Consider the following 12990-nt stretch of genomic DNA (forward strand, 5'->3'; position numbering starts at 1 on the left):
GCGGCTCGGCGCCCCGTACGAGGACCCGCCCGCGGTGCGCTCGTCGTCAGACGACGCGGCGCTTGAGCTTGCGGCGCTCTCGCTCCGAGAGACCGCCCCAGATGCCGAACCGCTCGTCGTTCTCGAGCGCGTACTCCAGGCACTCCGCGCGGACCTCGCAGCCCGTGCAGACCTTCTTGGCCTCGCGCGTGGACCCGCCCTTCTCCGGGAAGAAGGCCTCCGGGTCCGTCTGGGCGCAGAGCGCCCGCTCCTGCCACCCCATGAGCGAGTCGTCGACCGGCTCACCGAAGAGCGGCAGCACCGGTGCCACGCGCTCCACCTCTCGTTCAGCGTCGGAGGGGAAGACCCCTCCCGTCCCGTCCAGCATGTTCCACATCGTGCGCCCCTTCATGCCGTTCGCCGGGCCTCGTGGCGAGAACCCCGCCGGAAACTGCATTGAAGAAATTACACGCGTGTCGTCCTCAGGCGTCAAGCCGAAATGTGATAGCGAGGAGGAGGCGAGGGGTGAAATTCCGACATGTCGGGAGCCGGTACCAGCACTCTAGGGTGGTGTCCATGGTGACTTCTCCCCATCCGCCCGCCCCCCGCGCCGAGCGCCCAGCGCACGTCTCTGACCTGCTACGTCTCGTCACCCGGGACCCCGGCCGGCCGCGGCTCACGTGGTACGGCGACGACGGCGAACGCGTCGAGCTCTCCGGCGCCGTGCTCGAGAACTGGGTCAACAAGACGACCAACCTTCTCGTCGAAGAATTCGACGCCGGCCCCGGCACACGCGTGGTTCTCGACCTTCCCGTGCATTGGCGCACGGTCGTCTGGGCGTTCGCCGCATGGCGCGTCGGGACCACGGTCGTGCTCACGCCCGCCGGAGACGACGGTACGACGGGTGCGGGCGCCACGCGACCGGACGTCGTCGTGACGACCCGCCCCGACCTCTGGGCCGGCACACGCGCCGAGCTCGTGGCCGTGACCCTGCCCGCGCTGGCACGGCGCTTCGACGGCGACCTCCCGGGCGGCGCCGTCGACGCCGCCTCCGCCGTGATGACGTACGGGGACCAGGTCGGCTGGGCTCCGGAGCCGGACCGCGCGGGAGCCGCGATCGAGAGCGCCGCCGGAACCGTCGTCTCGCACGCCGACCTCGTCCCGGGCTCTCCGTCCCCCGCGGGCGCGCCCGCAGGCGCACGCGTCCTGGCACGGGGCGGAACGACCGTCGAGGAGGCGCTCCGTACGGTGCTCGCCGTCCTGGCCGACGACGGGTCCGTCGTGCAGCTCTCCCCCGACCGCGCTCGGGCGCTGGCCGAGGACCAGGGCGCGCTGGCACGGCTGGTCACCACCGAGCGGATCACGGTCTCCTGACGCCGGTGGCGCGCACCCCTGCGGGTGCGCGCCACGGGACGCGGGCGTCGCGCGACGACCGCGCGGACGGCATGGCCGATCAGGCGTCGACGCCGCCGCTCTCGATCGCGGTGCCCCGACCGAAGTGCGGGGCGAGCTTGTTGTCGACCATCGAGAGCGCGGCCCCGATCGCCATGTGCATGTCGAGGTACTTGTACGTGCCCAGACGCCCCCCGAAGAGCACGTCCCGCTCGCCCGCGGCGAGGTCGCGGTACTTGAGCAGTCGCTCACGGTCGGCCGCCGTGTTCACGGGGTAGTACGGCTCGTCGGCGCGCTCGGCGAACCGCGAGAACTCCCGCATGATGACGGTCTTGTCCGTCGGGTAGTCCCGCTCCGGGTGGAAGTGCCGGAACTCGTGGATGCGCGTGTACGGCACGTCCGCGTCGGCGTAGTTCATCACGGAGGTCCCCTGGAAGTCGCCGACCGGGAGCACCTCCTCCTCGAAGTCGAGCGTGCGCCACGACAGGTCGCCCTCGGCGTAGTCGAAGTAGCGGTCGACCGGACCCGTGTAGACGACGGGGACGTTCCCCACGACGTTGCCCTTGCTCACCGGCTGCGACTCGTCGAAGAAGTCGACCCCGAGGCGCACCTCGATGTTCGGGTGGTCCGCCATCCGCTCGAGCCACGCGGTGTACCCGTCGACGGGCAGGCCCTCGTGCGCGTCGTTGAAGTACCGGTTGTCGTACGTGTAGCGCACGGGCAGGCGGGAGATGATCGACGCCGGCAGCTCACGCGGGTCCGTCTGCCACTGCTTGGCCGTGTACTCCCGGATGAACGCCTCGTACAGCGGGCGCCCGATGAGCGAGACCCCCTGCTCGTCGAGGTTCTCCGGCTTCTTGCCCCCGAGCTCGGCGGACAGCTCCTTGACGAGCTCGCGCGCGGCCTCGGGGCCGTGCGCCGAGCGGAAGAACTGGTTGATCGTCCCGAGGTTGATGGGCATCGGGAAGACCTCGCCCCGGTGCGTGGTGTACACGCGGTGGACGTAGCTCGTGAACGCCGTGAACCGGTTGACGTACTCCCACACCCGCTCGTTCGACGTGTGGAAGAGGTGCGCCCCGTACCGGTGCACCTCGATCCCCGTCGTCTTCTCGGCCTCGCTGAACGCGTTGCCGCCGATGTGCGGTCTGCGGTCGATCACGAGGACCTTCCGGCCGTACTCCTCGGCGATCCGCTCAGCGACGGTCAGGCCGAAGAAGCCCGATCCCACGACGACAAGATCCGCGTCCACACACACTCCTAGCTCTCGGTCTCAACGCCGCACAGCGTATCCCGGTCACGGTGCCCGGTCGTCAGCCCTCGGTGCCCGCGCACGCCGTGATCCGCAGGAGCCGCGAGTCCTCCACGCGCGCAACCTCCTCGGCGACCCCCGCCGCGACGAGGCCGTCCAACCCGGCGTACCGCGCGCCGTCGTCGCCCCAGAAGTTCTCGCCGCCCAGGTCGAGGACGTACTCGAGCCCGAGCCGCGTGACGGCCTCGCAGACCTCCGGGTCCTCGCCGGCCTGGTTGAGGCGGTCGGCCACGACGGCCCGGTCGCCCTCGAGTGGCATGCGCAGGTGCGGGTAGAGCGTCTCCCGGTCCGTGAGCGCCCACACGAGCACGCTCCCGTCCCAGGGCTGCCCGGCGACGACCGCGTCCTCGGGGACGATCCTGTCGACCTCGTCGAGGATCCGCATCTCCGACTCGTCGACGAGGGTGCCCGTCGTCGACTCCGGCGAGAGCTCGTAGCGGTGAGCGACATAGTCGTACGAGTTCTTGAAGAGGGTCGTGCGCGGCAGGACCACCACGAGCACCAGAGCGGCGAGCACCGCCAGCACGGGTACCGAGAAGACAGCTCGAGCGACCTTGCCGACGCCCGCCGAACCCTGCACCAGGCTGGCGACGCCTGCGACGACGACCGTCAGCCCGATCGTGGCCAGCGGCACGGCGAGCAGCGGAAGCTGCGAGGCAAGGCGCTGCACGTCGCCGTACCAGTAGCCCGTCAGCAGTGCACGCGTCTCGCCGTCAGCGCTCGCCGCGACGACGAACAGCCACGCGAGCACCACGTAGGCGATCGGGAGCCACCGCCAGCGCGCGACGAAGGCGGAGACGAGTACACCCACGAGGACGAGACCGGCGACGAGCATGTTGCTCTCGCCCGAGGGGTGCATGGCGGCGAGCGTCACCGCGTCGTTGACGGCCTCGCCCGTCGACATGCGCGCGGGCCAGGAGACCTGGGTCCGGAACTCCTCGACGAGCGAGACCTGGCCGGCGGCCCAGTACGCGACCACGCAGAGCACGACGAGCACCACGCCGGGCACCACCGCGCCGGGGAGGCTGCGGCGCAGCCGCCAGGCGCGCACGCTCGCGTGCGCGACGTAGTGCGCCAGGAGCGGGACGGCGACGTATCCCAGCGTGAAGAGCCCGTTGGGCTGCGCGAGCGCCACGGCCACCGCGCCGACCCCCACGAACGCGAGCGGCGCGAGTCGCGCGCGTCCACGCGCGCGCCACAGCGCGAGCCAGGCGAGGCCGAGGAGCGCGGGGAGCACCGCATAGGCCAGGAGATTGGGGTAGAGGACACCGAACCCCGTGAGCTGGTTCGGGAACTGGGTCATCGCGAACGAGACCGCGACGGTCAGCCCGAGCATGACCGGGCGCGGCCCGAAGAGTCCGCGCGCGAGCACGAGCATCGACGCCGGCCAGACGAGGCACGCGATGACGAGCGTGGTCCAGTTCGCCGGCGCCACGACGTCGGTCCCGCCGGACAGCTGGACCAGGAGCGACACGAGGTCGTGCCAGAGCGCCGGGTAGAAGGACGTGGTGGCTTCCGGGGCGGTCAACGTCATGTGGAGCGACGACGCGTCGCCGGACTCGAGGATGAGCCGGACCGAGTTGAGGTGGTACGGGGCGTCGAACGTCTGCGAGAAGTGGTCGGGCCCTCCGATCGCGGCCATGAGCCGACGGGCCTGCAGGGCGCCCGCCACCACCAGGCTCACGACGACCGTGACCAGCACCTGGCGCCAGACCGCACGGCCCCGGTCGACGCGGGGGGACCGCCACCCTCCCGCGGCCGCGCGGACGCCCCACGCCACCCCGACGGCGAGGACCGTCGCACCGAGCACGACGAGGACGGACCAGGAGAGTCCGACGGCTCCCGCCACGATCGCCGACGCTCCGATCAGAGCGGACGACACGAGCGGAGCAGAGCCCCAGGCGAAGAGCCCCCTCAGCCCACCTGCGTAGCCGACCGCGAGTCCGGGGAGCCACAGCAACAGCACCGCCAGGAGCCCGATCCAGGCCGTCGGGAGCCACTCGAGCACAACGCCTCCTGCAGTCGTCCGGACGTGTACCCGTCCGGGTGGGGTCCCTCGAGCCGCTCGCTCCGGGCAAACTCGCGCAGCGTACCAACCGACTGTGGCCGTCCGGTGGACGGGTTGCGTCCGTCGGAGGTCGCGGCGTGAACACCTCGAGGGTCGTGCCGTGCGAGCGCATGCTGGCGATAGAGCCCTCGGAACGGCCCGGGCGCTCGGATAGAGTCTGCCCCATGCCCACCACGCCTTCGCGGAGCCTCACCGTCGCCCAGCACCAGATCGGGGAGGAGCACCGTCCGTTCGTCGTCGCCGAGATGTCGGGAAACCACAACGGCGACCTCGGGCGCGCCCTCGCCATCGTCGACATGATCGCCGAGAGCGGCGCCCAGTCCGTCAAGCTGCAGACGTACCGCGCCGACACCATCACGATCGACGCGGACGGTCCGTCGTTCCGCGTGAGCGAGGGTCACGAGCTGTGGGGTGGGAAGAACCTCTACCAGCTGTACGAGGAGGCGCACACCCCGTGGGAGTGGCACGCACCGATCTTCGAGCGTGCGCGCGAGCACGGCCTCGTGCCGTTCTCCAGCCCGTTCGACGACACGGCGGTCGACCTTCTCGAGGACCTGGACGCGCCCCTGTACAAGATCGCCTCGCTGGAGATCGGTGACATCCCCCTCCTGCGCCGCGTGGCCCGGACCGGCAAGCCGGTCGTCCTGTCGACCGGCGCGGCGAACATCTCCGACGTCGACCTCGCCGTGCGCACGATCCGCGGCGAGGGCAACGACCAGATCGTCGTGCTGGGTTGCACGTCGTCCTACCCGGCGTCGCCCGCCGAGTCGAACCTGCGCACGATTCCCGTCCTGCGCGACACGTTCGACGTCGTCGCGGGCCTGTCCGACCACACGATGGGGATCGGGGTGGCTGTCGCGTCGGTCGCGCTCGGCGCGGCCGTCATCGAGAAGCACGTCACGCTCTCCCGGGCCGACGGCGGCGTGGACTCGGACTTCTCGCTCGAGCCTCATGAGCTCGCTGCGCTCGCCGCGGAGACGGAGCGTGCCTGGCTCGCCCTCGGCTCCGTCCACGTGGGCCCGACGGCCGGCGAGGCAGAGAGCCGCCGTCTGCGCCGCTCCCTCTTCGTGGTCGAGGACGTGCGTGCCGGCGACGAGGTCACTCCGGCGAACGTCCGGTCCATCCGCCCGGCGGGCGGCCTCGAGCCGGTGCACCTCGACACGGTCCTGGGCCGGACGTTCAGCACGGACGTCGTACGCGGGACGCCGCTCACGTGGGACCTCGTCTGAGCAGACCCGTCAACCCCTGCCGAGAGCGGGCGCCGTCCAGCCGGACGACGCCCGCTCTCAGCGTCTCCGGTCCTTGACGAGCACGTCGAAGTCACCGTCCCTGCGGTCCGGGACGTGCGCGTAGCCGGCCCGCACGAACAGGCGCTGCGACGGCGCGTTGTCGGGCAGGATCGCGGCGACGAGCGTCGCGGCGGGCTCCTCGGCGGCGAACACGTCCTCCGCCACCGCGAGCACCCCTCCCGCCAACCCATGCCCCCGGGCCTCCGGGGACAGGGTGATGGAGACCTCCCACTCCCCCTCCTCCCGCCGGTCGAATCGCACGGTCCCCACCCGGACGTCGCCGTGCTCGACGACGTAGAGCCGACGGCCCGGATCGTCGAGCACCTGGGCCAGCCACTCCCGGTGGGAGCGCCACGGGACGGGTTCCGAGGAACGGGACACCGCCCGCACCGAGGGGTCGTTGCGCCAGCGCAGGAGCACCAGCGCGTCGTCGCCCGTGGCACGCCTGGCGACCAGCCCGCCCGGCGAGAGTCCCTCGGTGCGCGACCGGAAGGCGTCGTCCCATGCGACGACGATCCTCGCGGCACCACCACCGTCGACGCCGTCGGGGCGCTCGAAGCTCCGGAGGTCGTCGAGCATGCGCTCGAGGCGCTCCGCCCCGTCCGCGACGTCCTTGCGCAGCTCGGCGAGCGTGCCGAGTCCCAGCGCGAACCCCCTCGCGACGGCCGCCTCGTAGCCCGGGACCTGGTTGTCCACGACTGCGACCAGGACGGTGGGGACGCCGACGCACGCGAGCTCCCACGCCGTCGTGCCCGCTGCGCTCAGGACCAGGTCCATGTCTCCGGCGAGATCCAGGACTCCGGGGAACGGCTCACGGAGGTCGACGTCGTCGCCCGCCGCTGCCCGCACGTCGGCCCATCGACCGTGGGGCGCGACCACGACGAGCTCGCCGACACCCCGCGTCGCTCGCGCGACCCCGGCGAGGACCGCGGCTGCGCCGACCGCGTCCGTGCCGCCCGCCACGACCAGGCAGCGCAGCGGCTCGGCCGGGTCGCGGGGGGCCCGGTCCGCCCGCCGTCCGCGCGCGCGCAGCACCGCGTCGCGCATCGGCGCGAAGTCGATCCCGCGCAGGACGCGGCCGGAACCGTCGTCGGGTCGTGCCGAGTCCTCCGCGCCGAGCGTCGAGTCCACGACGACGTCCGCCGGTCGACGACCGAAGGTCCCGTCCTCCATCGACGACAGCAGGGCGCCGGCCCGGCCGAGATCGACGCGCGCGCCCGGTCCGACCGCATAGTCGTCCACGTGGACGAGGACCGCCCCCTGCTCGGCGGCGAGGACCGCCAGGCCCTCGGCGGGGACGTCGACGCGCTCCACCCCCGCCTCTCGCACGAGGTCGTGCCCCAGCGGCGAGCTCACCTCGCCCGCGAGCGAGACGCTCCACCCGGCGCGCCGGGCCGCGCGCGCCACGGCGAGAGCGCGGACCAGGTGACCGACGCCGCCCTCGGGCGTGGCGTCGCACCGCAGCAGCGCGTGGCTCATCCGTCCGTCAGCGCCTTCTGCCGGACCGACGCGTTCGTCGCCACGACGTCCGGGTTCGCACGCAGGACGTCGACGACCTCCTGCCACCGGGGCGGTGCGTCGCCGAGCCGGTCGACGACCGCCTCGATCGCTGCCGCGTCCTCCGGAGTGTCGAGCGTCACGCGCAGGTCGTTCGCGGCCGGCGCCACCACGATCCCCAACCGCCGGAACTCGCGGTCCGCGGCATAGAGGTAGGACGTCACGTGGACCCGGTGGTGGTCGCGCGCCTCGGCGTCCGCGGCTCGCAGGGCGTCGCGGGACGCCAGCTCGACGTCGAGACCGCGCGGCAGCGTGCGCTGGAGCGTGGTCGCCACGTAGTCGAGCGTCGGGTCGGCCCGCCACAGCGCGACGACCTGGGAGACGAGCACGGGGTCGGCGAGCGGGCAGTCGGCGGTCAGTCGGACGATCGCGTCGGCCCCCGTCTCCTCGAGCGCCAGGACGAAGCGCGAGAGCACGTCGTCCTCGCTCCCGCGGACCACCCGGACGCCCGACGATCCGGCGAGCTCGGCGACGGCGTCGTCCCCGGGCGCCGTGGAGGTGGCGACCACCACCTCGTCGACGCCTCGGGCGGCCGAGGCCGCCCGGATCATCCACGCGAGGACGGGCCGACCAGCGAGCGGCCGCAGGACCTTGCCGGGCAGACGGGACGACCCCGTCCGGGCCTGGATCACGGCGACTACCTTCAGAGGGGTCTCATGCACCGTGCCATAATGCTCCATGCGTTCGGCCGCGGCGAAGCCGGTCCGGCGAGAATCCTCCGACTGACGGGAAGAGTTCCGTATGTCCATGCTCACTGGCGCATCGATCCTCGTGACGGGCGGCACCGGCTCGTTCGGCAAGGCGTTCCTGCGCGAGGTGCTCGACAATCACGATCCGCGCCGCATCGTCGTCTTCAGCCGCGACGAGCTCAAGCAGTTCGAGGTCCGGGCACAGTTCGGCGACGACCCTCGCCTGCGCTGGTTCATCGGCGACGTGCGCGACCGCCGCCGCCTCGAGCGGGCGATGCACGGTGTCGACTACGTGGTCCACGCGGCGGCCCTCAAGCAGGTCGACACCGCGGAGTACAACCCGTTCGAGTACATCGCGACCAACGTCACCGGCTCCCAGAACGTGGTCGAGGCCGCGATCGACGCCGGCGTGAAGAAGGTCGTCGCGCTGTCGACCGACAAGGCGTCCAGCCCGATCAACCTCTACGGCGCGACCAAGCTCTGCGCGGACCGCCTGTTCGTCAGCGCGAACAACTACGCGGCCGCCTACGAGACCCGCTTCTGCGTGGTCCGGTACGGCAACGTCATGGGCTCCCGCGGGAGCGTCGTGCCGAAGTTCAAGGCCCTCGCCGAGGCGGGCGAGTCGCTGCCGATCACGGACAAGCGCATGACGCGCTTCTGGATCACGCTGCCCCAGGCCGTCAAGTTCGTGCTCGACTCCTTCGAGATGATGGAGGGCGGCGAGCTTTACGTCCCTCGTATCCCGAGCATGAAGGTCGTCGACCTCGCGGAGGCGATCGCGCCGGGCGCCGCGCAGCACGAGGTCGGGATCCGGCCCGGCGAGAAGCTCCACGAGGAGATGATCGCGCCGGACGACTCCCGACGGACCGTGCGTCTCGGCGACCGCTACGTGGTCATGCCGTACGTGGGCGGCTGGGGCTACGAGACACCGGCCGACGGCGAGCCGGTGGCCGACGGGTTCGCCTACCAGTCCGACACGAACGACCAGTGGCTCTCCGTGGAGGACATCCGCGAGCTCCTCGAGCTGTCGTGAGCGCGGAGCCGATGCTGCCCTACGGTCGGCAGTCGATCGACGAGACCGACGTCGAGGCCGCGGTCGCCGCGCTGCGCAGCGAGTGGCTGACCACCGGGCCCGAGGTCGAGCGGTTCGAGGCCGCCGTCGCGGCCCGCGCCGGCGTCCCGCACGCGGTCTCCGTGACCTCGGGCACCGCCGCGCTGCACGTCGCGTACGCGGCCACGGAGGTCGGCCCGGGTGACGAGGTCGTGACGACGCCGCTGACCTTCGTCGCGACGGCGGCCGCGGCCGCGCTGCAGGGCGCGACGGTCGTCTTCGCGGACGTCGACCCCGGGACGGGCAACCTCGACCCCCGCGCGGCCGAAGCCGCGGTGACGGAGCGCACGCGCGTCGTCACGGGCGTCGACTACGCGGGCGTACCGGTGGACGCGGCCGCGTTCCGCGACCTCGCCGACCGCAAGGGCCTGCTGTTCCTCGAGGACGCGGCCCACTCGATCGGATCGACGCTCGACGGCCACCCGGTGGGCTCTCTCGCCGACCTCACGACGTACTCGTTCTTCCCGACGAAGAACCTCACGACGGCCGAGGGCGGTGCCGTCGTGACGGCGGACGACGGGCTCGCCGCACGGGCGCGATCCTTCAAGAACCATGGTCTGGTGCGCGACCGCGCAGCCCAGCGATACCCCGACGAAGGCCCGTGGCACCAGGAGGTGCACGCGTTCGGCCTCAACTACCGGCTGCCCGACGTGCTCGCCGCGGTGGGCACGAGCCAGCTCGCGCGCCTCGACGCGTTCGTCGCGCGCCGCGCCGAGGTCAAGGCCGCGTACGACGAGGCGTTCCGCGACCTCGACGAGGTGGAGCTCCCGGTCCGACCGGAGGGCGCCGCGCCCGCGTGGCACCTGTACCCGCTGCGCGTTCCCGCCGACCGTCGCCGGGCGATCTTCGAGTCGCTGCGTGCGCAGGGCGTCGGGGTCCAGGTCAACTACATCCCCGCCTACTGGCACCCGGTGTTCGAGGACCTCGGCTACCGGCGCGGCCAGTGCCCCGTCGCCGAGGACTACTACCGGCGCGAGATCTCGCTCCCGATGTTCCCGGGCCTGACGGACGCCGACGTCGAGCGTGTCGTCCACGCCACGCGGCACGCACTCGCCACCGCGCGGTGACCACGGGGCACGACGGCACGGGCGTCGAGCCCGCGGCCGGGCCGACGGGCGACAGCCCTCGCCGAGTCGCGTCGCGCGCGGCGATCTACACCGCCGGGAGCGCGGCCCCGGCCCTCGCCTCGCTGGTCGTCATCCCCCTCATCACGCGTCTGCTCTCGCAGCGCGAGTACGACGTCGTCGCGCTCGGGACGGTCGTCGTGCAGGTGGGCGTCATCCTCGTCGCCCTCGGGATGGGGGCCGCGATCACCCGCGAGTACATCCTCGGTGAGGCGGGTGCCCGCGGTGCCCGGGGACTGGTCGTCCAGTCCTCGCTCATCAGCGTCCTCATCGCGGGGCTCGCGCTCGCGCTCGGTCCCGTGTGGGGTCCGGCCCTGCTGGGCCGGCCCTGGGACGCCGCGCTCGCCCTCGCCGTCGTCGCGTCGCTCGGTGGCGGCATCGTGATCGTCGTCCAGGCCTACCTGCGCGGCGCGGAGCGCCCGGTGCCCTTCGTGCTCCTCGCCGCCGGGGGGACACTCGTCGGCCCGGCCGTGGGCCTCGTGATCGTCCTCCTGGGACAGCGCACGGGCACGGCGTACCTTGCCGCGCTCGCCGCGGGCTACGTGCTCTCGGCGCTGGCCGGCGTGTGGGTGACGCTGCGGTCGGGCCCCCGCGACACGAGCTGGGCCGGCCTGCGGCGCGCGCTACGCCTCGGAGCCCCGACGGTGCCGCACCAGATCGCCATCTACGTCGCGATCGCGGGCCTGGTGGTCGTCGCGGACCGCCTGCTCGACGCGGGCGGCACGGCCAACATCGTCCTCACGCTCGGTGCGGGGGCGACGGTGCTCACGGGTGCGCTGAACAACGCCTGGGCCCCGCTCATCTACAAGGAGCCGCCCGCGACGCGCCACGCGCGCCTCACGAGCACCACGCGCGTGATCCTCCGCGTCGTCGGCGCCCTCGTCGCCGCGGTCTGCCTCGCGGCGCCCCTGCTCGTCCAGATCGCGTCACCGCCGACGTACGACCACGAGGCGATGGTGCCCGCCGTGGTCCTCGCGTCGTTCTCCGCCGTCGCCTCCGTCTACTACCTCGCGAGCAGCCACCTCATCCTCGTGCGCGGACGGACAGGCGTGCTGTCGGTCTCCACGCCGGCCGCCGTCGGGCTCGGCATCGTCGCGGCGGTGCTCACCGCGCCGGTGTGGGGGCTCGTGGCGATCGGGGCGTCGTATGCCGTGATGTACGTGCTCCTCGCGCTGTTCACGACCGTCGCGCAGGCCGTCCTCGTGGACCGCCCGTGGCGACCGCCGCTCGCTCCGATCACGCTCGTCGTCGTGCTCGCGTGCGCCGCGGCGGCGATCCTGCTGCCGACGACGACCGGGTGGTGGACCGTGCTCCGCGCGGCGGTCGCGCTGCTCGCCGCAGCGGTCCTCCTCGCACCGCTGCGCACCGCACTCCGACGATAGTCAGGCCGCGGGGGCGGACCCGTCGAGCTCGATGGGCTGCGACGACGACGCCCTCGCGCCGCCGAGGGGCCGGGGCAGGTACGACGTGGCGGCGCGCAGCCACGCGAGGTCGATCCCGGACGAGTCCGGGGCCGGCTTCTGCTCTCCGCCGACAGGCTTCGGGGCTGCGGGAGCGGGAGCGCTCCGTCGGCGTACGTTGACCAGGGCCCGCTCGACCGGGGACGTGGTCCAGTGTCGCGCGAACGGCGCGACGCGGCGGCGCTCCCAGCCGAGCGCGCGACGCAGCGCGTCCGGCGCGAGGAGGTCTCCCGCCCCGAGCTCGTCGGTCGCGACGGCGCGGGCTGCGTCGTCGTCGGTCTCGTACCCGTAGAGCTCGGGCCAGGTCCGCTCGAGGCGCTCGAGGGCGCTCTGGTCCTCCGAGTCGAGCAGCATCGGGTCGCCGTACACGCCGACCGAGCGCCCGAGCCACGCCGCGTACACCACGGGCGTCGAGAGGCGATTCGACACGACGCGGGCGCTGCTCGCGATCAGGCCGACGAGCCGCGCGAGAAAGTCGGGGTCGGTGCGGGCGCCGAGCGTCACGCACCGGTGGCCCGCCTCGCGGTAGGCGTCGACGAGCCGCTCGTCGCGCGCGTCGCTCCAGTAGATGGAGACGGTGGACGGCCCCTCGGAATCGAACCACCGCCGTGCTGCTGCGCGGTGGTCGCCGGAGATGGCCTGCGTCTCGATCCCGTGGACCGGGAGGATCACGGTGCCCTCACCTCGCGGCCCGTTCTCGAGGCCGCGGCTCACTGCCTCGTACGCGAAGGGGGCACCGACCGCCGTCGTCGGTGCGCTCGAGGCCGGGTCCCACGCGCGCGACCGGTGGCTCCACACGAGGAGCCGGTTGGGTCCGCGGTACGTCGGGCTCGCGAGCCACGGGAAGTCCCGGAAGTGCGTGGTCACCGGCGAGAGCGCCGTCCAGCCGTGCTGGACGAGCCCGGCGATGTGCCGCGGCCTGTCCTCGCCGAGGTAGTGCGCGAAGGCGCGACTGTGACCGTAGTAGTGGTTCTGGGACTCCATCCAGCCTCTCCGGTTCCGGGCACGCGTC

Annotated in this window: 11 protein-coding genes; 5 read left to right on the forward strand and 6 right to left on the reverse strand. The window is 72.7% G+C overall.

The genetic code is table 11. The annotated features are described in order from the left end of the window. Positions 1-46: 46 nt before the first annotated feature. Complete coding sequence (locus CCE02nite_RS08265) at positions 47-376, reverse strand: WhiB family transcriptional regulator (RefSeq protein ID WP_082141085.1); 330 nt, start codon at positions 374-376, stop codon at positions 47-49. Positions 377-555: 179 nt separating this feature from the next. Between CCE02nite_RS08265 and CCE02nite_RS08270 the strand changes: the two genes are divergently transcribed. Beyond that, positions 556-1353 (forward strand): TIGR03089 family protein, encoded by a 798-nt coding sequence (locus CCE02nite_RS08270; RefSeq protein ID WP_141389186.1) that lies wholly within the window; start codon positions 556-558, stop codon positions 1351-1353. Between the two features lie 79 nt (positions 1354-1432). Here CCE02nite_RS08270 and glf read toward each other — a convergent pair whose 3' ends face one another. Both glf and CCE02nite_RS08280 read right to left on the reverse strand, forming a co-directional pair. Then, positions 1433-2620 (reverse strand): UDP-galactopyranose mutase, encoded by a 1188-nt coding sequence (gene glf / locus CCE02nite_RS08275; protein ID WP_141389187.1) that lies wholly within the window; start codon positions 2618-2620, stop codon positions 1433-1435. A 61-nt stretch (positions 2621-2681) separates the two neighbouring features. Continuing rightward, the gene (locus CCE02nite_RS08280) at positions 2682-4688 is read right to left on the reverse strand and encodes a DUF6541 family protein (RefSeq protein ID WP_141389188.1); all 2007 of its coding nucleotides are present in this window, start codon (positions 4686-4688) and stop codon (positions 2682-2684) included. A gap of 224 nt (positions 4689-4912) precedes the next feature. Between CCE02nite_RS08280 and pseI the strand changes: the two genes are divergently transcribed. Next, complete coding sequence (gene pseI / locus CCE02nite_RS08285; protein ID WP_141389189.1) at positions 4913-5977, forward strand: pseudaminic acid synthase; 1065 nt, start codon at positions 4913-4915, stop codon at positions 5975-5977. Positions 5978-6034: 57 nt separating this feature from the next. Here the strand turns inward: pseI and CCE02nite_RS08290 are convergent, their stop codons facing one another. Both CCE02nite_RS08290 and CCE02nite_RS08295 read right to left on the reverse strand, forming a co-directional pair. After that, the gene (locus CCE02nite_RS08290; protein WP_141389190.1) at positions 6035-7516 is read right to left on the reverse strand and encodes a bifunctional UDP-2,4-diacetamido-2,4,6-trideoxy-beta-L-altropyranose hydrolase/GNAT family N-acetyltransferase; all 1482 of its coding nucleotides are present in this window, start codon (positions 7514-7516) and stop codon (positions 6035-6037) included. Continuing rightward, positions 7513-8226, reverse strand: a complete 714-nt coding sequence (locus CCE02nite_RS08295) for a cytidylyltransferase domain-containing protein (RefSeq protein ID WP_255318724.1) — start codon at positions 8224-8226, stop codon at positions 7513-7515. Before CCE02nite_RS08295 ends, CCE02nite_RS08290 begins: the two co-directional genes overlap by 4 nt. Before the next feature lie 115 nt (positions 8227-8341). Between CCE02nite_RS08295 and pseB the strand changes: the two genes are divergently transcribed. The 3 genes from pseB to CCE02nite_RS08310 are packed head-to-tail and all read left to right on the forward strand — an operon-like array spanning position 8342 to position 11900. Continuing rightward, positions 8342-9316, forward strand: a complete 975-nt coding sequence (gene pseB, locus CCE02nite_RS08300; RefSeq protein WP_255318725.1) for a UDP-N-acetylglucosamine 4,6-dehydratase (inverting) — start codon at positions 8342-8344, stop codon at positions 9314-9316. Then, the gene (gene pseC, locus CCE02nite_RS08305) at positions 9313-10461 is read left to right on the forward strand and encodes a UDP-4-amino-4,6-dideoxy-N-acetyl-beta-L-altrosamine transaminase (RefSeq protein ID WP_255318726.1); all 1149 of its coding nucleotides are present in this window, start codon (positions 9313-9315) and stop codon (positions 10459-10461) included. The genes pseB and pseC overlap by 4 nt, the downstream gene beginning before the upstream one ends. Then, complete coding sequence (locus CCE02nite_RS08310; protein WP_170227259.1) at positions 10458-11900, forward strand: lipopolysaccharide biosynthesis protein; 1443 nt, start codon at positions 10458-10460, stop codon at positions 11898-11900. The genes pseC and CCE02nite_RS08310 overlap by 4 nt, the downstream gene beginning before the upstream one ends. Here CCE02nite_RS08310 and CCE02nite_RS08315 read toward each other — a convergent pair whose 3' ends face one another. Then, the gene (locus tag CCE02nite_RS08315; RefSeq protein WP_141389193.1) at positions 11901-12962 is read right to left on the reverse strand and encodes a hypothetical protein; all 1062 of its coding nucleotides are present in this window, start codon (positions 12960-12962) and stop codon (positions 11901-11903) included. Positions 12963-12990 lie beyond the last annotated feature (28 nt).

This window comes from Cellulosimicrobium cellulans (genome assembly GCF_006539945.1).
In the GTDB taxonomy this organism is placed as follows: Bacteria; Actinomycetota; Actinomycetes; order Actinomycetales; family Cellulomonadaceae; genus Cellulosimicrobium; species Cellulosimicrobium cellulans.